Origin of the sequence: Pseudomonas marginalis, from assembly GCF_001645105.1 — a bacterium.
GTDB classification, from domain to species: Bacteria; Pseudomonadota; Gammaproteobacteria; order Pseudomonadales; family Pseudomonadaceae; genus Aquipseudomonas; species Aquipseudomonas petroselini.
Map to the genome: position 1 here is coordinate 46,333 of NZ_LKEG01000014.1, position 19,987 is coordinate 66,319.

Here is a 19,987-nt window from a genome sequence, read left to right on the forward strand (position 1 = left end):
GATCCGCTCAGGCGCAGCAGCTTCCGGAGGCCAACTCCTTGAGTATCGGACAATCCGGCCGATCATCGCCCTGACAGTGCTCCACCAGGTCTTGCAAGGTATCGCGCAATTGCCCCAGTTCCAGGATCTTCTGGTTCAGCGCTTCAATATGCTGGCGCGCCAACGCCTTCACATCGGCACTCGCCCGTTGCCGGTCCTGCCACAGGGTCAGCAGCTTGCCAACCTCTTCCAATGAAAACCCCAAATCCCGCGACCGCTTGATAAACGCCAGGGTGTGCAAGTCCTCGCTGCCGTACACGCGATAGCCACTGTCGGTGCGGTGGGCAGCCTTGAGCAGGCCGATGGACTCGTAGTAGCGAATCATCTTGGCGCTGAGCCCGCTCTGGCGTGCGGCTTGGCCGATGTTCATGGGCGTTGATCCTCCAAGTTCTTAGGCTTCCACGTCTTCAACAGTAATGCATTGCTCACCACGCTGACGCTGGACAAGGCCATCGCTGCACCCGCGAGTACCGGGTTGAGCAGGCCGAACGCCGCCAGGGGAATGCCGATCAGGTTATACACAAAGGCCCAGAACAGGTTCTGGCGGATTTTGGCGTAGGTCTTGCGACTGATCTCCAGCGCAGCAGGCACCAGGCGCGGGTCGCCGCGCATCAGGGTGATACCGGCCGCGTGCATGGCCACGTCGGTACCGCCGCCCATGGCGATGCCGATATCGGCGGCGGCCAGGGCCGGGGCGTCGTTGATGCCGTCGCCGACCATGGCCACCACGCCGGTTTTTTTCAACGCGACGACGGTGGCGGCTTTGTCGGCGGGCAGCACTTCGGCGTGCACATCGTCGATGCCCAGCGCCTCGGCGACCACACGGGCGCTGCCGCGATTATCGCCGGTGAGCAAATGGCTGCTGATGTGCCGGGCCTTGAGTTGCTCCACCGCCTCCAGTGCACCGGGCTTGAGTGTGTCGCCAAACGCGAACAGCCCCAGCACACGTGGTTGCGCACCTTGCTCGATCAGCCAGGACAACGTGCGGCCCTCGGCTTCCCAGGACGTGGCGGAGTCGGCGAGGTCGCCTGCGCTCAAGCCGCTTTCTTCCAGCAGGCGACGATTGCCCAAGGCCAACGGCCGGCCATCGAGCGTGCCGGCGATGCCGCGTCCGGTCAGGGATTGGCTGCCCGTCACATCGGCCACGGTCAGGCCTTTTTCGTTGCAGGCATCCAGTACGGCCTTGGCCAACGGGTGTTCGCTGCCGCGTTGCAGCGCGCCGGCTTGCTGCAGCAGTAAGGCTTCGTTGCCATCCACCGCGGCCAGGTGGGCAATCCTGGGCGTGCCGGAAGTGAGAGTGCCGGTCTTGTCGAAGACCACGGCGTTCACTGCATGGGCACGTTCCAGGGCTTCGGCGTCCTTGATCAGGATGCCGTGGCGCGCGGCAACGCCGGTGCCGGCCATGATCGCGGTCGGTGTGGCCAGGCCCAGGGCGCAGGGGCAGGCGATCACCAGTACGGCGACGGCATTGATGATCGCCGTTTCCAGGGGTGCGCCATACAGCCACCAGCCCACCAGCGTGACCAACGCCAGCACCAGCACGGTCGGGACGAAGACCTGGCTGACTTTATCCACCAGCTTCTGGATCGGTGCCTTGGCGGCCTGGGCGTCCTCGACCAGGCGGATGATCCGCGCCAGCACGCTTTCGGCACCGAGGGCCAGGGTGCGTACCAGCAGGCGGCCTTCGCCGTTGATGGCGCCGCCGGTGACGTTATCGCCAGGTTGTTTGGGTACGGGCAGGCTTTCGCCGCTGATCAAGGCTTCGTCCGCGTGGCTTTGACCCTCCACCACCTCACCGTCCACCGGGAAGCGTTCGCCGGGTTTTACCAGTACCAGATCATTGAGCTTGAGGGCGTTGATGGCGACGTCTTCTTCACGACCGTCGAGTACTCGAATCGCCCGCTCAGGACGCAGGGCTTCCAAGGCGCGGATGGCGCTCGCGGTCTGGCGCTTGGCGCGGCTCTCCAGGTATTTGCCCAGCAGCACCAGGGCGATCACCACCGCTGAGGCTTCGAAGTACAGGTGCGGCGCCATGCCGGGGTGAGCGGTGAGCCATTCATAAATACTGAGGCCATAACCGGCGCTGGTGCCGATGACCACCAACAGGTCCATGTTGCCGGCACCGGCACGCACGGCTTTCCAGGCGGCGATATAGAAGCGCGCGCCGAAGATGAATTGCACCGGTGTGGCCAGGGCGAATTGTGCCCAGGCGGGCAGCATCCAGTGCAGGCCTAAGGGCTCGACCAGCATCGGCAGCACCAACGGCAATGCCAGCAGGATCGCCAGCAGCAGCGCCCAGCGCTCGTGGTGCAGGCGCTGGGCTTGGTTGGCGTCGGTGGTCGATTCGCTTTGGGGCAGGCTGGCGGTGTAGCCGGCCTTGTCGACAGCGGCGATGAGCACGCCGGGGTCCATCTGGCCCAGCACTTCAACGTGGGCGCGCTCATTGGCCAGGTTGACGCTGACGCTTTGCACCCCCGGCACCTTGCCCAGCGCGCGTTCGACCCGGCCGGCACAGCTGGCGCAGGTCATGCCGCTGATGGGCAGGTCAAAGGTGGTGGATCCATTCATGGGGCAGTCCTCCAGAAGACGTTGCCCGTAGGATCAACCTTGACCTGTGGGGAAGGTCAAGTGCCTTTAGTATTCCAGTGCGGCGGGTTTGAGATACATGCCGTCCGGGCCCTGGGCGATGCGCAATTTGCGCACGTCACCGGCCTTGAGTGTGATGTTCTGCGCGGGCGGTGCCAGCAGTCCCGGCAGGCAGCCTGGGGTTTGGCCCGGCAGCAGTTTCAGGCGCAAGGATAGGTTGCCCGCCGGCAGGTTGAACGACGTGGCCTGTTCCTGGAACAGCCGGCCTGCCAGTTGGTCATTCAGGTACAGACCGATTTCGCAGTTGGTCGGCACTTCCAGGCGTTCCCGGGAAATGATCAGCACCGCATAGTCTTCTGCGGCGATGGCTTGGGGCGCAGCGGCGGACAGGCTCATCAGGCCGAGAAGGGCAAAAAACGACCAGCGCATGGCGAATGCTCCGTGGTGTGAATCAAAGATGGGTGAAGCTTGGCCGACGATGCCGCCGAATACCAGCCCGGCAGCTATTCGAGGAACTTGACCTTACCATCGTGGCAAGGTCGAGACTGGGTTCAACCCCATCAAAGGAGTCATGTCATGCAAGTATTCAGCGTTGAAGGAATGACCTGCGGCCATTGCGTTCGTGCGGTGACCCAGGCGGTGCAGAGCCAGGACCCGGCGGCCAGTGTGAAGGTCGACCTGGCGGCAAAGGAAGTGGGCGTCGACAGCCGCTTGTCTGCCGAGCAAGTGATCGCGGCGATCACCGAAGAGGGTTACAGCGCCAAGCTGGCCTGATGCGAACAAATAGTTAGCGAGCTATCGTGTTCAATGCACCCAAGCGCGGCTAGACTATCGGGCTGCCGTCTCACTTGGGTGCCCGATGAACCTTCGCATAATCCTGATTCTGGGGGCCTTGAGCGCCTTCGCGCCGCTGGCGATCGATTTTTACCTGCCGGGCTTCCCGGCCATGGCCACGGCCTTCGCGACCGATGAAAAACACATCCAGCTGACCCTGGCGGTGTATTTCGCTGGCCTGGCCATCGGCCAATTGATCTATGGCCCGCTGGCGGACCGCTTTGGTCGACGCGGCCCGCTGCTCAGTGGGGTCACCTTGTTTACCTTGGCGTCCTTTGCGTGCGCCTTTGCACCTTCGCTGGAGTGGCTGATCGCAGCACGTTTTGTGCAGGCCCTGGGGGGCTGCGCGGGCATGGTGATTTCCCGTGCGGTGGTCAGCGATAAATGTGATGCCGTGGGCTCGGCCAAGGTTTATTCACAGTTGATGCTGGTGACGGGCCTGGCGCCGATTCTCGCGCCGTTGGCGGGTGGGCTGATGGTCGGTGTGTGGGGCTGGCAGTCGATTTTCCTGGCGTTGTCCCTATTCAGCGTGATGGCGGCCATCGCCGTGGCGGTCGGTTTGCCGGAAACCTTTCCCGCCCACCAGCCGCGTCAGCCGCTGTCCGGGTCGCTGCGACGCTATGGGGCGCTGTTGTCCGATCGGGTTTACCTCGGCTATGCCTTGACCGGTGGTATTTCGATTGCCGGGATGTTTGCCTACATCGCCGGTTCACCGTTCGTGTTTATCAAGCTGTACGGCGTACCCGCCGAGTACTACGGCTGGCTGTTTGGTTCCAACGCGGCGGGCTTCATATTGGTGGCGCAGGTCAACGCGCGGCTGCTGGCCAAGCGCGGCCCGGCTTTTTTGCTGTCGCGCACGGTATGGGTGTACCTGCTGGCGGCGTTGACGTTGCTCGGCATCGCGGCCTTGCGCACCGATGCGCTGTGGCCATTGCTGGTGCCGTTGTTTATCTGTATCGCCAGCCTCGGCTGCATTTTGCCCAATACCTCGGCGTGTGCCATGAGCGGGCAGGGTGCGCGGGCTGGTAGCGCTTCGGCGTTGCTCGGCTGCATCCAGTTTGGCGTGGCGGCGGGGGCTGCGTCGTTGGTGGGCGTGTTGCACGACGGCACGGCGATGCCGATGGCGATGGTCATCAGTTTGTGCGGGGTATTGGCCGTGACGATTGCGATGTCGACCCAGCGCCTGCAACGCAAACGGGCCTTGCAGGCGCAGGTCTGAACAGTGGTTCAGCCAGCGGCGGAGCGTTGCTGGCTGTTTGGAAAACGGTGGGGCGCCTGGATACGGGTTTGCAGGGTGTCGGCAAAGGCACGCGCCTCGGCCTCGGTGCGGAAGGTGAACGCGTCCTGGTCGAGACGGACCTGCCATTTATTGCCTGCGGATTTTGCTAACGCTTTTATCAGGATCTTCATTGCTGACTTCCTCACGTAAAAGAATCGTGGCAAAGGCGGCCAATATAAACCCGAATACGCTCACAAATATGACAAAGATCAACTCTCGGACTAGTGGTGTCGTCCATTACTCACATGAATAATGGACGACCCTGACAGCCGTTTTTTCAGAACCCTTCCAGCACGATCTTGCCTTTGGCCTTGCCGCTTTCCAGCAGTGCATGGGCGCGCCGCAGATTCTCTGCATTGATCACACCGAAGTGCTCGCCCACCGTGGTTTTCAGGGTGCCGGCGTCGATCAGGTCGGCCACGCGATTGAGCAGGTTGTGCTGTTCGATCATGTCCGGCGTCTCGAACATCGAACGCGTGTACATGAACTCCCAGTGCAGCGACAGGCTCTTGCGCTTGAGCTTGCTGACGTCCAGTGCCTTGGGATCGTCGATCAGTGCCAGCTTGCCCTGGGGTTGCAGGGCTTCCACCAGTTGGTCCAGGTGATGATCCGTCTGGGTGAGGCTGGCGACGTGGGTCACTTGCGGGTGTCCGGCGGTTTTCAGCGCTTCGCTCAGCGGTTGGCTGTGGTCGATCACCAGGTCCGCACCGAGTGACTTGGCCCATTCCTGGGTTTCCGGGCGCGACGCCGTGCCGATCACGGTCAAGGCGGTGAGCTGGCTGGCCAATTGCGTCAGGATCGACCCCACGCCACCGGCAGCGCCGACGATCAGCAGGCTCTGGCCTTCATCCTTTTTGCCTTCACGCACTTGCAGGCGTTCGAACAACAATTCCCAGGCGGTAATGGCGGTCAGCGGCAGCGCAGCGGCGTCGCTGAAACCAAGGCTTTTCGGCATGTGGCCGACGATGCGCTCATCCACGGCGTGCAGTTCGCTGTTGCCGCCCGGGCGCACCAGGGAACCGGCGTAGAACACCTTGTCACCGGCCTTGAACAACGTCACTTCGCTGCCGACGGCCTTGACCACGCCGGCCACGTCCCAGCCCAGCACTTTGGCGGCGCCGTTTTCCGGGGCGACGTTCTGGCGCACCTTGGTGTCCACCGGGTTGACCGAGATGGCTTTGACTTCCACCAGCAGGTCGCGCGGGCCGGCGACGGGTGCCGGCAACTCGATGTCTTGCAGGGCGTTTGGATCGTTGATCGGCAGTGAGGCGTAGTAGGCAATAGCTTTCATGATGGCTCCGGAGAAGGGCGGTGATCAGGCGAGGAATTTCAGGCGCTTGAGTTCGAAGTGTTCGAGCACATCAGCCGCCTTGGCGCGAAAGCTCTGGATGTGTGCGCTCTGGTCATGGTCGGCCAGCGCGGCGTCATCGCTCCAGCGTTCGAGCATGTAGAAGGTTTCGGGGTGTTGCAGGTCTTGGTGCAGGTCGTACTGCTCGCAACCGGCTTCCAGGCGCGTGGGTTCCAGCAGGCCACGCAGCAAGGTTTCCAAGGTGGCCTGTTGGCCGGGCTTGGCGATCAGCGTGGCGATGACGTTAAAGGCTGTGGACATATTCAACTCCAGACACGTGATAAGCGGGATGCACAGATGATTGGCTATTTCCCGCCGCGATAAAAGCGGCTAAAACAGCACTCTGTTTCAATAAAATTTTGATAATGGGCGGGATGCATGCTGCGTTTTGATGATTTGCAGTTGTTCGTGCGGGCGGCGGACTTGGGCAGCCTGTCCGCTGCGGCACGGGTGATGGACCTGTCGCCTGCGGTGGCCAGTGCGGCGCTCAAGCGTATCGAGCAGCAACTGGGCGCGCGCTTGCTGGCACGCTCCACGCGCAGCCTGCGCCTGACCGCCGAAGGCGAGGGTTTCCTGGAATACGCCCGCGCGGCGTTGAGCTCGCTGGATGAAGGACGACGCTTGTTGGCCAGCGGCCAGGACCATGTCAGCGGGGTGCTGCAACTCTCGGCCCCTTCGGATTTCGGGCGTAACCAACTGCTGCCGTGGCTGGACGAGTTCCAGCGTGAGTACCCGCAGCTCACCGTGCGCCTGCTGTTGGGCGATCGTATTGCCGATCTGTTCCGTCAACCGGTGGATATCGCCCTGCGTTACGGTGAGCCCGAGGATTCCAGCCTTGTCGCGCTGCCTGTCGCACCGAATAACGTTCGCGTGCTGTGTGCCTCCCCCAGTTACCTCGCTCGGCAGGGTGAACCTCGGCATCTGGAGCAATTGGCCCAACACAATTGCCTGCTGTATATGCTCGGCAGCCGGGTCCACGATCACTGGAGCTTTCACGATGGCAAACGTGAAGTCAGCCTGACGGTCAGCGGAGACCGTTTCAGTGACGATGCCGACGTCGTCCGCCGTTGGGCGGTGGCGGGTGTGGGCATTGCCTACAAGTCCTGGCTCGATGTCAGCACCGACGTGCTGGCTGGGCGATTGCGCGTGATCCTGCCTGAACTGCGTGGCGAGCGCACGCCGCTCAACCTGCTGTGCGCCCACCGTGCGCAACTGAGCAAGCCCATCAACCTGTTGCGGGAAATGCTCGTGTCCCGTTGTGCGACGTTGACCGCCCAGTTGTCGGAGCGATGGCACGCGAGGTAACGGCTTCCATCACAGTAGGAAATTTCACTCAGATCCCGTCCCTATCCACGCTGTCAGACGCGGTGGAACTGCGGGTGGGAGCCCCTATACTTTGGCGCCAACCTCATCAGAACAATAAATCGACAGGGAGTGAAAGATGGAAGCAGCGCCTTGTATCAGTCAGATCGCCAGCTTGCTCGCCGAGCCCAAACGCACCGCCATGCTGTGGGCCTTGATGGATGGCTCGGCCAAGTCACCGGTAGAGTTGGCGACGCTCACCGGGTTGTCGGCGACCTCCGCCAATGCGCATCTGGCGCGACTGACCGCGGGTGGTTTGTTGCGGGTGGAGGCCCGGCGTGGCAAGCGCTTGTTTCGCGTGGCCGCGCCTGATGTCAGCGCCGCCATCAATGCCATGGCCAGGACCACCATGGCCTGCGCCGTACGCAATGCGCCGGACACGTTACCGCAACCGCTGGCGGCCCCGCCGTCGTTGCGCCATGCCCGGCTGTGCCATGGGCACCTAGGCGGCGAGCTGGGAGCGCAGCTGTATCAACATATGCTGGAGGCGGGGTGGATCGAGCGCTACGAGCAACGTACCGATGTCACGGTAAAAGGCGCGCAGCATTTGGCGGGCCTGGGTATTTTCACCCAGGCGCTGGCGTCGCCGCTGGTGTGTAACTGTTTCGACTGGAGCCAGCAGCAGCCGCACTTGGGCGGTGCGTTGGGGGCGGGGTTGTTGCAACTGTTTTTACAGTCGAATTGGATCAGCGTGATCAACGAGTCACAAGCCTTGCAGGTCAATGATCTCGAGCAGTTGGAAATCACCCGATTGACCCTGCCTGCGTGATCCTGCGCGGTGGCGGCAGAGGGCAAGGCTTAGCCGTTGTGGGAGCGGCGGTGTGACGTGCTCGCTCCCACAGTTAGCCTGCATTCACTCAGTGAATGAGGTTTATGGCTTGACCAGACGCGCATCCAGGCTGTTCTGCGCCAGGCGTTTGGCTTGGTCCTGGGTCATGCCCAGCGAGGTATACAACGCGTGGAAGTTCTCGGTGACATAACCGCCGAAGTAGGCCGGATCATCCGAGTTCACCGTGACCTTCACGCCGCGCTCGAGCATGTCGAGGATGTTGTGTTGGGCCATGTCGTCGAACACGCACAGTTTGGTATTGGACAGTGGGCACACGGTCAGCGGAATCTGTTCGTCGATGATGCGCTGCATCAGGCGCTCGTCTTCGATGGCGCGTACGCCATGGTCGATGCGCTGGATTTTCAGCAGGTCGATGGCTTCCCAGATGTATTCGGGCGGGCCCTCTTCGCCGGCGTGGGCCACGGTGAGGAAGCCTTCGTGGCGGGCACGGTCGAACACACGCTGGAACTTGCTCGGCGGGTGACCCATTTCCGAACTGTCCAGGCCCACGGCCACGAACGCATCACGGAACGGCAAGGCCTGGTCGAGGGTTTTCTCGGCTTCGGCTTCGCTCAGGTGGCGCAGGAAGCTGAGGATCAAACCACTGGTGATACCCAACTGCTGCTCGCCATCTTTCAGCGCAGCGGCGATGCCGTTCAGCACCACTTCGAACGGAATGCCACGGTCGGTGTGGGTTTGCGGGTCGAAGAAGGGTTCGGTGTGGATCACGTTCTGCTCTTTGCAACGCAGCAGGTAGGCCCAGGTGAGGTCGTAGAAGTCCTGGGAGGTGCGCAGCACATCGGCGCCCTTGTAGTACAGGTCGAGAAACTCTTGCAGGTTGTTGAAGGCATAGGCCTTGCGCAGGGTTTCGACGTCGTTCCACGGCAGCGCGATCTTGTTGCGCTCGGCCAGGGCGAACAGCAGCTCCGGCTCCAGCGAGCCTTCCAGGTGCAGGTGCAGTTCAGCCTTGGGCAGGGCATTGAGCCAATCGTACATTTTCTAAATTCTCATCAGGTGCAATGGCGGCATTCTACAGGCCATGGCCGAAATAATCGGCAAAACCTGACCAGCAGGAGAGTTTTGCTTTTATTTACGCAAGGGCCGTGTGAACTAAGGTGTAACGAAACGTTAGCGGCTTGGCGCAGTCTGTACCCCATCAATGACTGATTTGCCGTACTAAAAGGCCCGTAATGCTCACATCCCTCAAGCAAGAAAAATTCATGCTGCTGGCGCTGATTGCCGCCATCGCCGCCTACCCGTTGGAGCACTGGATGCTCCATAGCGGGCAAATGGTGGCGCTGCTGGCCGGCGTGGCGCTGATCGGCTTTATCGTCGTGGCATCGATGCGCGTGGCTCATCACGCCGAGCAACTGGCGGAAAAGGTCGGCGACCCTTACGGCACCATGATCCTCACGCTCGCTGCGGTGCTGGTGGAAGTGGTGATCCTGGCGATCATGATGAGTAATGAACCGTCGCCCACCCTGGTGCGCGACACCATCTACTCGGCGGTGATGCTCGACATCAACGGGATTCTCGGCCTGGCCGCGCTGATGGGCGGCATCAAGCATGGTGAACAATCCTACAATGACGATTCGGCGCGCACCTACAGCGTGATGATCCTCACCGCCATGGGCGTGTCGATGGTGGTGCCGGAATTTATCCCCGAAGCCGACTGGAAAATTTACTCGGCCTTCACCATTGGCGCGATGGTGGTGCTTTACACCCTGTTCCTGCGCATGCAGGTGGGGCCGCACAGTTATTTTTTCAGCTACAGCTATCCGGAAAAACGCCGTAAGAAGCAGCCGCAAGAGCAGGACGCACCGTCGGTCAACCTGGCGTTCTCCATAGGCACCCTGGTGTTCGGGGTGATCGTGATTGGCGCGCTGGCCGAGGTGATGTCCAAGACGCTCGACCTGGGCCTGGAAGGTACGGGGGCGCCGCCGGTTATCACGGCGATCGTGGTCGCGGCTATTTCGGCGGCGCCGGAGATTTTGACCGCGTTGCGCGCTGCGTTGGCGAACCGCATGCAGTCGGTGGTGAATATCGCGTTGGGTGCATCGTTGTCGACGGTGATCTTGACGGTGCCGGTGATGGAGGCCATGGCGCTCTACACTGGCCAGCCGTTCCAGATGGCGATGACGCCGGTACAAACGGTGATGGTGTTTATCACGCTGATTGTCAGCGCGATCAACCTCAACGATGGCGAAACCAATGCCATTGAGGGTATGACGCATTTTGTGTTGTTTGCGACCTTTATCATGTTGTCGCTGCTGGGGTTGTAACCGGTTCTTCAAACCACCACAAAAACGAAGGTGGGGGCTTGCTCCCGATGGCGGAGTGTCAGCCAGTACATGTATCGGCTGAACCACCGCTATCGGGGGCAAGCCCCCTCCCACATTTTGACCTGTGTTTGGCTTAGGTTCCGGCGATCAGTTGTTTCGCTGCCTGGCTGTGATCGGCGATCAGGCCTTTCAGATCCAGTCCTTCGACTTGGCCATCGATTACGCGCCACGTGCCGCCGATCATTACCCGATCCGCCCGATCCGCGCCGCACAACAGCAGCGCCGAGATCGGATCGTGGCTGCCGGAGAAGCGCAGCTCATCGAGCTTGAACAGCGCCAGGTCGGCCTGTTTGCCGACAGCCAATTCACCGATATCCGTACGCCCGAGTAACTGCGCCGAGCCTTTGGTCGCCCAGCCAAGTACAGCTTCCGGGGTGATTTTTTCTGCGCCATAACGTAGACGCTGGATATACAAGGCCTGGCGGGTTTCGAGGATCATGTTCGACGCGTCGTTGGAGGCGGAACCGTCCACGCCCAGGCCGATGGGCGCGCCCGCAGCGAGCAGGTCCAGGGTCGGGCAGATGCCGGACGCCAGACGCATGTTCGAGCTTGGGCAGTGGCAGATACCGGTGCCGGCGGCGCCCAGGCGCGCAATTTCATCCGGGTTGAAGTGAATGCCATGGGCCAGCCAGGTCCGCGGGCCGAGCCAGCCGACGCTGTCGAGGTAGTCCACGGTGCGCAGCCCGAAACGTTGGAGGCAGAAGTCTTCCTCGTCGAGGGTTTCCGCCAGGTGAGTGTGCAGGCGCACATCCAGGGTGTTTGCCAGTTCGGCGCTGGCTTGCATGATTTCCGGGGTGACGGAAAACGGTGAGCAGGGTGCCAGGGCAATCTGGATGTGCGCGCCATCGCCGCGTTGGTGGTATTCGCGGATCAGGCGCTGGCTGTCTTCGAGGATGACTTGGCCTTGTTGTACGGTCTGTTGCGGCGGTAGGCCGCCGTCGGCTTCGCCCAGGCTCATGGAACCGCGGGTGAGCATGGCGCGCATGCCCAATTCGCGCACGCTGTCGACTTGCACGTCGATGGCGTTTTCCAGGCCGTCGGGGAACAGGTAGTGGTGGTCTGCCGCCGTGGTGCAGCCCGAGAGCAGCAATTCTGCGAGTGCCACCTTGGACGCCAGGGCAAGTTTTTCCGGGGTCAGCCGTGCCCATACCGGGTACAGGGTTTTCAACCAGGGAAACAAGGGTTGATTGACCACCGGCGCCCAGGCGCGGGTCAGGGTTTGATAGAAGTGATGGTGGGTGTTGATCAGCCCTGGCAGGACCACATGCTCACGCGCATCGAACACTTGGGTGCAGGGTTGTGCGGGTGCTTGGCCTTGGGCCAGCACTTCGCTGATCACACCGTCTTGCAGCACCAGGCCGCCACGGGCGTCGAGGCCGTTGGCAGTGAAAATGGCGAGGGGGTTTTTTAACCAGATACGGGTCGCAGGCATTGGCCGGCTCCTCTGAATGATGGGTTCAGGTTTGCCAGCTCAGTGTTGCCCTGTCTGCTGATCCAGGGTCGCCGGGGAGGGCGAGGTGGGTAGATTACGTGTAGTTCGAGATCTGGTCTACCTGTAGGAATAGAGCGCGTTCAGTGTGGGAGGGAGCAAGCCCCCTCCCTTCCATCTGTTCATCCTCGGGGGTTACCAGGCGATGGTGTCGCCTTTGTAATCGATGAAGTGATGACCGCCTTTGCCAGTGTAGGCGTTCACTTGGTCAACCAGGCCACGCACGCTGGTGTCGACGTCGATGTGCGCGTTTTCGCCGCCCATATCGGTCTTCACCCAGCCCGGGTGCAACGACAGTACGGTCGGCTTGTGATCACCCAGCTGGGTGATAAAGCTGTTGGTCATGGAGTTGAGCGCGGCCTTGCTGGCTTTGTACAGCGCCAGGTCTGAGCCGTCGGGGATGGTCACGCTGCCCAATACCGAACTCATGAAAGCCAGTACGCCGCTGTCCTTGCGGATCTGCCCGACAAAGCGCTGGGCCAGGTTGATCGGCGCCACGGCGTTGGTAAAAAACAATTGGCCGACTTCGGCCAGGGTGGCGTGCCCCGGCTCCTGATTGGCAGGGCCTTTGACGCCGGCGTTGACGAACAGCAGGTCGAAGGTGCGTTCCTTGAGGCGTTGGGCCAGGGCGATCACGGCTTGTTGATCGTCCATGTCGAGTTTTTCGATCTGGACCGGGCCAACGGCTTTCAGGGCATCGGCCTTGCTCGGATCACGCACGGTGGCGGTCACGTCCCAACCGTCCTGAAGCAGTTGCTTGACCAGGCCAAGGCCCAGCCCGCGCGAGGCGCCGATGATCAATGCGGTTTTTGGCGTAGACATGAAAAGCTTCCTTTGGAGTCGCGGTTCAGGGAGTGCAACGTTAGCAGTTTCAGCGTTGTAGCAGGATACGCCCACGACTGAGGTCGGCGAGTTGAGTTTGCAGGGTGTCGATATGGGCTTCGCCCAAGGCGAGCTGCAACTCGACGCCGTTGGCGGTGAAGGTTTCTTCAATCACCAGCCCGCCCAGTTCAGCGACGCGCAATTTCACCAGGTTCAGCTCGGCGAACCCACAGGCGCAACTCAGCGGGACGCGGCTGATCAGTTCGATGCGTTCGGCATTTTGCAGGCATTTATTCGCGCCGCCGCCGTACGCACGGGCGAGACCGCCGGTTCCCAGCTGGATGCCGCCGTACCAGCGAATCACCAGCACCGCGACCTGATCAAAACCCTGTGCCTCGATGGCCGCCAGGATCGGCCGTCCGGCGGTGCCGCCGGGTTCGCCGTCGTCATTGCTGCGGTATTGGTCGGCAAGTTTCCAGGCCCAGCAATTGTGCGTGGCGTTCAAGTCGCTGTACTGCTCGAAAAACGCCTGGGCGTCTTGCGGGCTGGTGATCGGGGCGGCGAGGGTGATAAAGCGGCTTTTGCGTATTTCTTCGCGAAACTCGCAAAGGCCGGTGAGCGTGAAAGGCATAAGTCGCTTCGTTTAATAGGCGGGCTTGATGCCACAGCCCTTGAGAATGATGTGGATCAGGTTGGTGCCGGCGTCTTCCATGTCCTGCTTGGTCAGCTTGGTGCGACCGGTGACGCGGCAGATCTGGGTGGCGAAGTCGGCGTAGTGCTGGGTGCTGCCCCACAGCAGGAAGATCAGGTGCACGGGGTCTATCGGGTCCATCTTGCCGGCGTCGATCCAGGCTTGGAACACGGCCGCGCGGCCGCTGAACCAGGCGCGGTAATCCTGGCTGAAATATTCGGTGAGGCATTCACCGCCGCTGATGATCTCCATGGCGAAGATCCGTGAAGCCTGGGGTTGGCGCCGTGAGAATTCCATCTTGGTGCGGATGTAGCGGGTGAGGGCCACGGCCGGATCATCCTCGGCGGTCAGCGCGTTGAAGGTGCTGTCCCACAGTTCGAGGATATTGCTGAGCACAGCGATATACAGGCCCAGCTTGTTGGTGAAGTAGTAGTGCAGATTGGCCTTCGGCAGCCCGGCACTGGCCGCGATGGTGTTCATGCTGGTGCCTTTGTAGCCATGGCGCGCGAACTCGTCTTCAGCAGCCTGGAGAATCGCTTGTTCGTTCTTTTGCCGAATGCGGCTGGCGGGTTTACCGGCTTGGTTGCTGTGGGCAGGAACTTCGAGGCTCATGGAGGTTTCCGTGCTGATCGATAGAGACGACGTGTGCACAGATAACCCACCCTCAAGCCTCAGACAAGTCCTGATGCAATAAAACCGTCAAAGCGGTTCCAGTGTGTCGCTTTCCGTTGTGTGGTTTGCGTCAGCACGGGAGGCTTTGGCTTCCGGCAATAACAGGCACAACACGATGGCCGTCAGCCCGCCGCTGGTGATGGCCGAATCGAACAGGTTCTGCACCAGCATAGGCATCAAGTGCAGCAGGTTCGGTTGGGCGGCGATGCCCAGGCCGACACCAAACGACGTGGCGATGATCAGCATGCTGCGCCGGTCCAGCGGTGCCTGGGCGAGGATGCGCACGCCGGCGGCGGCCACACTGCCGAACATCACCAAGGTTGCGCCGCCCAGTACCGGTTTGGGGATTTGCTGCAGCACTGCGCCGATCAACGGAAACAGGCCCAGGCCAAACAACACCACGCCGATATATAAGCCGACGTAACGGCTGGCCACGCCGGTGAGTTGGATCACGCCGTTGTTTTGCGCGAAGGTGGTGTTGGGGAAGGCGCTGAAGGTGGCGGCGATCATGCAGCTCACGCCATCGCCGAGTACGCCGCCCTTGAGCCGGCTTATATAGGAAGGGCCGCTGATGGGCTGGCGGGCGATCATGCAGTTGGCGGTGAGGTCGCCGACGGTTTCGATGCTGCTGATCAGATAAATCAGCGCGATCGGCAGGAAAGCGCTCCAGTCGAAGTTGAAACCGAAGCGAAACGGAATCGGCAGGCTCACCAGCGGCAGGTCGGGCAGGGCTTGGGGCACGAGTTTGCCGCTGAACCAGGCGGCCAGGCTGCCAAGGGCCAGGCCGATGATGATGGCCGAGAGGCGTACCCACGGCGTGTTGGAGCGGTTGAGCAGGATGATCGTCAACACCACGAACAGACCCAGCGCCAGGTTGGTGGGTGCGCCGAAGTCGGGGGCGTTGAAACCGCCGCCAAGATCAGTGATGCCGACCTTGATCAAGCTGATGCCGATCAGGGTGATGACAATCCCGGTCACCAGCGGCGTGATGACCCGACGCAGTTGACCGATGAATCGGCTCAGCACGATCTGCACCGCGGCGCCGAAAAAGCACACGCCAAAGATCATTGCCATGATGTCTTCCGGACTGCCGCCGCGTTGCTTCACCAGGAAGCCCGCCGACAGCACCGCGCCGAGGAACGCGAAGCTGGTGCCTTGCAGGCAGATCATCCCGGCGCCGATACCAAATGGCCTACGCGCCTGGATGAAGGTGCCCACACCGGAAACCATCAACGCCATGCTGATCAGGTACGGTAAATGCGCGGTGAGTCCCAAGGTAGAACCGATGATCAGCGGCGGGGTGATGATGCCAACAAAGGCGGCCAGCACGTGTTGCAGTGCAGCGAGGAAGGCCGGGGCAGGTTTCGGCCGGTCGTTGAGACCGTAGATAAGGTCGCTGGGGCTGGAGGTTTCTGGTGGCATGGGGGGCAAACTCGAGTCGGACGGTTCTAGGTCCTTGTGCGCTTGCAAAAAGCTGTCCAGTTGCTCAGCTTTTCACAAAAGACCTGGGTTAGCGCGTTGCGGCCAGGCTTTCGAGGAAGCTTTCCAGCACCAAATGGGGGCGACGGCCCTTGCGCGTGACCGATGCGAGGCTCAAATCGTAAAAACGTGTAGCCGGTTTCAGCGCACGCAGTCGGCCTTGTTGTACCCACAGGCTGGCGTAGTGATCGGGCAAGTAGCCGATGTAGCGACCGGTGAGGATCAGGAAGGCCATGCCTTCGCGGTCTGAGGCGCTGGCGGTGCAGTTGAGGACTTGGTAATGGGCCTGGATCTCGGCGGGCAGGCGGAAGGTCGGGGCGATGGCGTCCTGGGCATCGACGCGTGCATCGTCCAGCTGCCTGTCGTCGGCATAGAACAACGGATGGCCCACCGCGCAGTAGAGCAGTGAACGCTCGCTGTACAGCGGCTGGTATTCCAACCCCGACAGGGCGCTGGCCTGGGGCACCACGCCGACATGCAGGCGGCCGTCGAGTACGCCTTGTTCAACTTCGTTGGGGGCGATCATACGGATCTGGATCTGCACGTCCGGGCCGCGCTCCTTCAATTGCGCGAGCGCGTGGGTGATGCGCATATGGGGCAGAGTGACGAGGTTGTCGGTGAGGCCGATGATCAGTTCCCCGCGCAGATGCTGGTGCAGGCCGTTGACCTCGGTGCGAAAGCTTTCCAAGGCACTTAATAGTTGCAGGGCCGATTGGTAGACCTCGCGACCCTCTTCGGTCAGGGAGAACCCGGCGCGGCCGCGTTGGCACAGTCTTAATCCGAGCCGTTGCTCAAGATCGCTCATTTGTTGGCTGATCGCCGAACGCCCGATGCCCAGCACGGTTTCCGCCGCCGAAAAGCCCCCGCACTCCACCACGCTGCGAAAGATGCGCAGCAGGCGGATATCAAAGTCGCTGACTTGCGCCAGGGGATCGGGTCGACGGCTGCTCATAGTTTAGTGAAGGCCTGACTGAAGGTTAGAAGAGTTGGATTTCACCGACTTTATCGCCGTGGCAATTTAGCTGCAACAACGCTTTTTCAATCCCGACGCTGCCTTTTGCCTTGCGAGGTTTTGCTGATGAACATGCCCGAAAACGCCCCATCGTCCCTGGCCAGCCAATTGAAGCTGGACGCTCACTGGATGCCGTACACGGCCAACCGTAACTTTCAGCGAGACCCGCGCCTGATCGTGGCGGCTGAAGGTAGTTGGTTGATTGATGACAAGGGGCGCAAGGTGTATGACTCGTTGTCGGGCCTGTGGACCTGCGGCGCCGGGCACACGCGTAAGGAGATCCAGGAAGCGGTCGCCAAGCAACTGGGGACTTTGGACTACTCGCCGGGCTTCCAGTACGGTCATCCGTTGTCCTTCCAATTGGCGGAAAAGATCACCGACCTGACCCCTGGCAACCTGAATCATGTGTTCTTCACCGATTCCGGCTCCGAGTGCGCTGATACCGCGGTGAAAATGGTGCGTGCGTACTGGCGCCTCAAAGGCCAGGCCACCAAGACCAAGATGATCGGCCGCGCCCGTGGTTATCACGGTGTGAACATCGCCGGTACCAGCCTGGGCGGCGTCAACGGTAACCGTAAGTTATTTGGCCAGGGCTTGATGGACGTTGACCATCTGCCGCACACGTTGCTGGCAAGCAATGCCTTCTCCCGCGGCATGCCGGAGCAGGGCGGTATCGCGTTGGCCGATGAGCTGCTCAAGCTGATTGAATTGCACGATGCCTCGAACATCGCTGCGGTGTTTGTCGAGCCGATGGCGGGTTCCGCTGGCGTGCTGGTGCCGCCTCAGGGTTACCTCAAGCGCCTGCGTGAGATCTGCGATCAACACAACATCCTGCTGGTGTTCGATGAAGTGATCACCGGTTTCGGCCGTACCGGCTCGATGTTCGGTGCCGACAGCTTCGGCGTGACCCCGGACCTGATGTGCATCGCCAAGCAAGTCACCAACGGCGCCATCCCGATGGGCGCGGTGATTGCCAGCAGTGAGATCTATCAGACGTTCATGAACCAGGCGACGCCGGAGTACGCAGTTGAATTCCCGCACGGCTACACCTACTCGGCGCACCCGGTAGCCTGCGCCGCCGGCCTGGCGGCATTGGAGCTGTTGCAGAAGGAAAACCTGGTGCAGAGCGTCGCCGAAGTCGCCCCGCACTTTGAGAATGCGCTGCATGGCCTGAAGGGCAGCAAGAACGTCATCGACATCCGCAACTACGGGCTTGCGGGCGCTATCCAGATTGCCCCGCGTGACGGTGATGCGATCGTGCGCCCCTTCGAGGCCGGCATGGCCTTGTGGAAAGCCGGTTTCTACGTGCGTTTTGGTGGCGACACCCTGCAGTTCGGGCCAACCTTCAACAGCAAGCCGCAGGACCTGGATCGCCTGTTCGATGCGGTCGGCGAAGTGCTGAACAAGATCGACTGATTTCTCCTTCTATATAGAACAACTTTTCAGGAGCCCTGCATGAGCCTTATCCAGCATTTGATCAACGGCGAGTTGGTCAACGACAGCGGTCGCAGTGCCGACGTGTATAACCCGTCCACCGGGCAGGTGATCCACCAGGTGCCGTTGGCCAGCCGTGAAACCATTCAACAGGCGATCGACTCGGCCAAGGCGGCGTTCCCGGCTTGGCGTAATACCCCGCCCGCCAAACGTGCTCAGGTGATGTTCCGTTTCAAGCAATTGCTGGAGCAGAACGAAGCGCGTATCTCGCAGTTGATCAGCGAAGAGCATGGTAAGACGCTGGAAGACGCCGCCGGTGAGCTGAAGCGTGGGATCGAAAACGTTGAGTACGCGTGCTCGGCGCCGGAGATTCTGAAGGGCGAGTACAGCCGTAACGTAGGGCCGAACATTGATGCGTGGTCGGATTTCCAGCCGCTGGGGGTAGTGGCTGGTATCACGCCGTTCAACTTCCCGGCGATGGTGCCGTTGTGGATGTACCCGCTGGCGATTGTCTGCGGGAACTGTTTCATTCTGAAACCCTCGGAGCGTGATCCGAGTTCGACGCTCTTGATCGCACAGCTGCTGCAGGAGGCGGGTCTGCCTAAAGGCGTGCTGAGCGTGGTGCACGGTGACAAGGGCGCTGTGGATGCGCTGATCGAAGCGCCGGAAGTGAAAGCGCTGAGCTTCGTGGGCTCGACGCCGATTGCCGAGTACATCTATTCCGAAGCGACCAAACGCGGTAAGCGCGTACAGGCACTGGGTGGCGCGAAGAACCACGCGGTACTGATGCCGGATGCGGACCTGGATAACGCCGTCAGTGCTTTGATGGGCGCGGCGTACGGTTCCTGCGGCGAGCGTTGCATGGCGATCTCGGTGGCTGTGTGCGTGGGTGACCAGGTGGCGGATGCGTTAATCGCCAAGCTGGTGCCGCAGGTCAAGGCGTTGAAGATCGGTGCGGGTACCTCTTGTGGCCTGGATATGGGGCCGCTGGTGACCGGTCAGGCGCGTGACAAAGTCAGTGGCTATATAGAAGACGGTGTTTCTTCGGGCGCCAAGTTGGTGGTGGATGGCCGTGGGCTGAGTGTTGCGGGCCATGAAGAGGGCTTCTTCCTGGGGGGCAGTCTGTTTGATCATGTGACGCCTGAAATGCGTATCTACAAAGAAGAGATCTTTGGGCCGGTGCTGTGCGTGGTGCGGGTGGCTAGCCTGGAAGCGGCGATGCAACTGATCAACGACCATGAATACGGTAACGGTACGTGTATCTTCACCCGTGACGGTGAAGCGGCGCGTCTATTCTGCGATGAGATTGAAGTGGGCATGGTGGGCGTTAACGTTCCACTGCCGGTGCCGGTGGCCTATCACAGCTTTGGTGGCTGGAAGCGTTCGCTGTTTGGCGACCTGCATGCCTATGGGCCGGATGGGGTGCGTTTCTATACCCGTCGCAAGGCGATTACCCAGCGTTGGCCGCAACGGGCCAGCCATGAAGCGTCGCAGTTTGCCTTCCCTAGCCTGTAAGGTGTGCTAGAAAGCCGGCCCCTTGGGGCCGGCTTTTGCGTTTTTGAGCGCTTTTTGACCGATATGACAGAAATGTGAAAAAAGGTGTTGACGGCAGATCCTGGAAGTCTATAATTCGCCCCACTTCCGGCGCAGTCGAAACGGAAAACTCCTTGGTAAACAAAGGGTTATGCAGAATTCGACAGCGAGTTGCTTCAGTTCATCGAAGCCCAGAAGGAGTTGGTAGAGCAGTGTTGTTTGGCTCTATTAACGTT

At 61.1% G+C, this 19,987-nt stretch carries 20 protein-coding genes; 7 read left to right on the top strand and 13 right to left on the bottom strand.

Annotation, left to right across the window (positions count from 1 at the left end):
* Window positions 1-7 precede the first annotated feature (7 nt).
* From cueR to AO064_RS01305, 3 genes are all read right to left on the bottom strand, one after another.
* Window positions 8-409, bottom strand: a complete 402-nt coding sequence (cueR, locus tag AO064_RS01295; RefSeq protein ID WP_046033989.1) for a Cu(I)-responsive transcriptional regulator — start codon at window positions 407-409, stop codon at window positions 8-10.
* Window positions 406-2,607: a heavy metal translocating P-type ATPase gene (locus tag AO064_RS01300; RefSeq protein ID WP_064052178.1), complete on the bottom strand. Its 2,202-nt coding sequence runs from the start codon at window positions 2,605-2,607 to the stop codon at window positions 406-408. Before AO064_RS01300 ends, cueR begins: the two co-directional genes overlap by 4 nt.
* Window positions 2,608-2,673: 66 nt before the next feature.
* Window positions 2,674-3,054 carry a hypothetical protein gene (locus AO064_RS01305; protein ID WP_064052179.1) on the bottom strand — a complete coding sequence of 127 codons (381 nt, stop codon included), beginning with the start codon at window positions 3,052-3,054 and terminating at the stop codon, window positions 2,674-2,676.
* 147 nt (window positions 3,055-3,201) lie between these two features.
* Here AO064_RS01305 and AO064_RS01310 point away from each other — a divergent pair, with 147 nt between their 5' ends.
* The gene (locus AO064_RS01310; RefSeq protein WP_012722039.1) at window positions 3,202-3,399 is read left to right on the top strand and encodes a heavy-metal-associated domain-containing protein; all 198 of its coding nucleotides are present in this window, start codon (window positions 3,202-3,204) and stop codon (window positions 3,397-3,399) included.
* Between the two features lie 85 nt (window positions 3,400-3,484).
* Window positions 3,485-4,678, top strand: a complete 1,194-nt coding sequence (locus AO064_RS01315) for a multidrug effflux MFS transporter (protein WP_064052180.1) — start codon at window positions 3,485-3,487, stop codon at window positions 4,676-4,678.
* 8 nt (window positions 4,679-4,686) lie between these two features.
* On the opposite strand, the gene AO064_RS01320 is transcribed toward AO064_RS01315, so the two are convergent.
* From AO064_RS01320 to AO064_RS01330, 3 genes are all read right to left on the bottom strand, one after another.
* Window positions 4,687-4,869, bottom strand: a complete 183-nt coding sequence (locus AO064_RS01320) for a hypothetical protein (protein WP_064052181.1) — start codon at window positions 4,867-4,869, stop codon at window positions 4,687-4,689.
* Window positions 4,870-5,015: 146 nt separating this feature from the next.
* Complete coding sequence (locus AO064_RS01325) at window positions 5,016-6,029, bottom strand: zinc-binding alcohol dehydrogenase family protein (protein WP_064052182.1); 1,014 nt, start codon at window positions 6,027-6,029, stop codon at window positions 5,016-5,018.
* Window positions 6,030-6,053: 24 nt separating this feature from the next.
* A complete protein-coding gene (locus AO064_RS01330) occupies window positions 6,054-6,347 on the bottom strand; it encodes a putative quinol monooxygenase (RefSeq protein ID WP_016977041.1) in 294 nt (97 codons plus the stop codon).
* A 117-nt stretch (window positions 6,348-6,464) separates the two neighbouring features.
* Here AO064_RS01330 and AO064_RS01335 point away from each other — a divergent pair, with 117 nt between their 5' ends.
* The gene (locus tag AO064_RS01335) at window positions 6,465-7,391 is read left to right on the top strand and encodes a LysR family transcriptional regulator (RefSeq protein ID WP_012722043.1); all 927 of its coding nucleotides are present in this window, start codon (window positions 6,465-6,467) and stop codon (window positions 7,389-7,391) included.
* A gap of 136 nt (window positions 7,392-7,527) precedes the next feature.
* Complete coding sequence (locus tag AO064_RS01340) at window positions 7,528-8,217, top strand: ArsR/SmtB family transcription factor (protein WP_064052183.1); 690 nt, start codon at window positions 7,528-7,530, stop codon at window positions 8,215-8,217.
* A gap of 102 nt (window positions 8,218-8,319) precedes the next feature.
* On the opposite strand, the gene AO064_RS01345 is transcribed toward AO064_RS01340, so the two are convergent.
* Complete coding sequence (locus AO064_RS01345) at window positions 8,320-9,273, bottom strand: adenosine deaminase (RefSeq protein WP_012722045.1); 954 nt, start codon at window positions 9,271-9,273, stop codon at window positions 8,320-8,322.
* A 194-nt stretch (window positions 9,274-9,467) separates the two neighbouring features.
* Between AO064_RS01345 and AO064_RS01350 the strand changes: the two genes are divergently transcribed.
* Window positions 9,468-10,559 (top strand): calcium:cation antiporter, encoded by a 1,092-nt coding sequence (locus AO064_RS01350; protein WP_012722046.1) that lies wholly within the window; start codon window positions 9,468-9,470, stop codon window positions 10,557-10,559.
* 133 nt (window positions 10,560-10,692) lie between these two features.
* Here AO064_RS01350 and AO064_RS01355 read toward each other — a convergent pair whose 3' ends face one another.
* The 6 genes from AO064_RS01355 to AO064_RS01380 all read right to left on the bottom strand — a co-directional run bounded on the left by AO064_RS01355 (window position 10,693) and on the right by AO064_RS01380 (window position 16,724).
* Window positions 10,693-12,051, bottom strand: a complete 1,359-nt coding sequence (locus AO064_RS01355; protein WP_064052184.1) for an 8-oxoguanine deaminase — start codon at window positions 12,049-12,051, stop codon at window positions 10,693-10,695.
* A gap of 192 nt (window positions 12,052-12,243) precedes the next feature.
* Window positions 12,244-12,930 (bottom strand): SDR family oxidoreductase, encoded by a 687-nt coding sequence (locus tag AO064_RS01360; protein ID WP_064052185.1) that lies wholly within the window; start codon window positions 12,928-12,930, stop codon window positions 12,244-12,246.
* A gap of 49 nt (window positions 12,931-12,979) precedes the next feature.
* Entirely contained in the window at window positions 12,980-13,561 is a 582-nt protein-coding gene (locus AO064_RS01365) for an IMPACT family protein (protein ID WP_064052186.1), read from the bottom strand.
* 12 nt (window positions 13,562-13,573) lie between these two features.
* Window positions 13,574-14,233, bottom strand: a complete 660-nt coding sequence (locus AO064_RS01370; RefSeq protein WP_012722050.1) for a TetR/AcrR family transcriptional regulator — start codon at window positions 14,231-14,233, stop codon at window positions 13,574-13,576.
* An 87-nt stretch (window positions 14,234-14,320) separates the two neighbouring features.
* Window positions 14,321-15,715 (bottom strand): uracil-xanthine permease family protein, encoded by a 1,395-nt coding sequence (locus AO064_RS01375; RefSeq protein ID WP_064052187.1) that lies wholly within the window; start codon window positions 15,713-15,715, stop codon window positions 14,321-14,323.
* An 88-nt stretch (window positions 15,716-15,803) separates the two neighbouring features.
* Entirely contained in the window at window positions 15,804-16,724 is a 921-nt protein-coding gene (locus AO064_RS01380) for a LysR family transcriptional regulator (protein ID WP_064052188.1), read from the bottom strand.
* 126 nt (window positions 16,725-16,850) lie between these two features.
* On the opposite strand from AO064_RS01380, the gene aptA reads away from it, so the two are divergent.
* Together aptA and AO064_RS01390 are read left to right on the top strand one after the other, a co-directional pair.
* Window positions 16,851-18,200, top strand: a complete 1,350-nt coding sequence (gene aptA / locus AO064_RS01385; RefSeq protein WP_012722053.1) for an omega-aminotransferase AptA — start codon at window positions 16,851-16,853, stop codon at window positions 18,198-18,200.
* A 39-nt stretch (window positions 18,201-18,239) separates the two neighbouring features.
* On the top strand, window positions 18,240-19,733 hold the full coding sequence (locus tag AO064_RS01390) for a CoA-acylating methylmalonate-semialdehyde dehydrogenase (protein WP_012722054.1): 1,494 nt from the start codon (window positions 18,240-18,242) through the stop codon (window positions 19,731-19,733).
* Window positions 19,734-19,987: the final 254 nt, after the last annotated feature.

Coding starts and splice junctions, on each gene's coding strand:
- cueR (WP_046033989.1), bottom strand. CDS start 409: ATGAACATCGGCCAAGCCGCACGCCAGAGCGGGCTCAGCGCCAAGATG.
- AO064_RS01300 (WP_064052178.1), bottom strand. CDS start 2,607: ATGAATGGATCCACCACCTTTGACCTGCCCATCAGCGGCATGACCTGC.
- AO064_RS01305 (WP_064052179.1), bottom strand. CDS start 3,054: ATGCGCTGGTCGTTTTTTGCCCTTCTCGGCCTGATGAGCCTGTCCGCC.
- AO064_RS01310 (WP_012722039.1), top strand. CDS start 3,202: ATGCAAGTATTCAGCGTTGAAGGAATGACCTGCGGCCATTGCGTTCGT.
- AO064_RS01315 (WP_064052180.1), top strand. CDS start 3,485: ATGAACCTTCGCATAATCCTGATTCTGGGGGCCTTGAGCGCCTTCGCG.
- AO064_RS01320 (WP_064052181.1), bottom strand. CDS start 4,869: ATGAAGATCCTGATAAAAGCGTTAGCAAAATCCGCAGGCAATAAATGG.
- AO064_RS01325 (WP_064052182.1), bottom strand. CDS start 6,029: ATGAAAGCTATTGCCTACTACGCCTCACTGCCGATCAACGATCCAAAC.
- AO064_RS01330 (WP_016977041.1), bottom strand. CDS start 6,347: ATGTCCACAGCCTTTAACGTCATCGCCACGCTGATCGCCAAGCCCGGC.
- AO064_RS01335 (WP_012722043.1), top strand. CDS start 6,465: ATGCTGCGTTTTGATGATTTGCAGTTGTTCGTGCGGGCGGCGGACTTG.
- AO064_RS01340 (WP_064052183.1), top strand. CDS start 7,528: ATGGAAGCAGCGCCTTGTATCAGTCAGATCGCCAGCTTGCTCGCCGAG.
- AO064_RS01345 (WP_012722045.1), bottom strand. CDS start 9,273: ATGTACGATTGGCTCAATGCCCTGCCCAAGGCTGAACTGCACCTGCAC.
- AO064_RS01350 (WP_012722046.1), top strand. CDS start 9,468: ATGCTCACATCCCTCAAGCAAGAAAAATTCATGCTGCTGGCGCTGATT.
- AO064_RS01355 (WP_064052184.1), bottom strand. CDS start 12,051: ATGCCTGCGACCCGTATCTGGTTAAAAAACCCCCTCGCCATTTTCACT.
- AO064_RS01360 (WP_064052185.1), bottom strand. CDS start 12,930: ATGTCTACGCCAAAAACCGCATTGATCATCGGCGCCTCGCGCGGGCTG.
- AO064_RS01365 (WP_064052186.1), bottom strand. CDS start 13,561: ATGCCTTTCACGCTCACCGGCCTTTGCGAGTTTCGCGAAGAAATACGC.
- AO064_RS01370 (WP_012722050.1), bottom strand. CDS start 14,233: ATGAGCCTCGAAGTTCCTGCCCACAGCAACCAAGCCGGTAAACCCGCC.
- AO064_RS01375 (WP_064052187.1), bottom strand. CDS start 15,715: ATGCCACCAGAAACCTCCAGCCCCAGCGACCTTATCTACGGTCTCAAC.
- AO064_RS01380 (WP_064052188.1), bottom strand. CDS start 16,724: ATGAGCAGCCGTCGACCCGATCCCCTGGCGCAAGTCAGCGACTTTGAT.
- aptA (WP_012722053.1), top strand. CDS start 16,851: ATGAACATGCCCGAAAACGCCCCATCGTCCCTGGCCAGCCAATTGAAG.
- AO064_RS01390 (WP_012722054.1), top strand. CDS start 18,240: ATGAGCCTTATCCAGCATTTGATCAACGGCGAGTTGGTCAACGACAGC.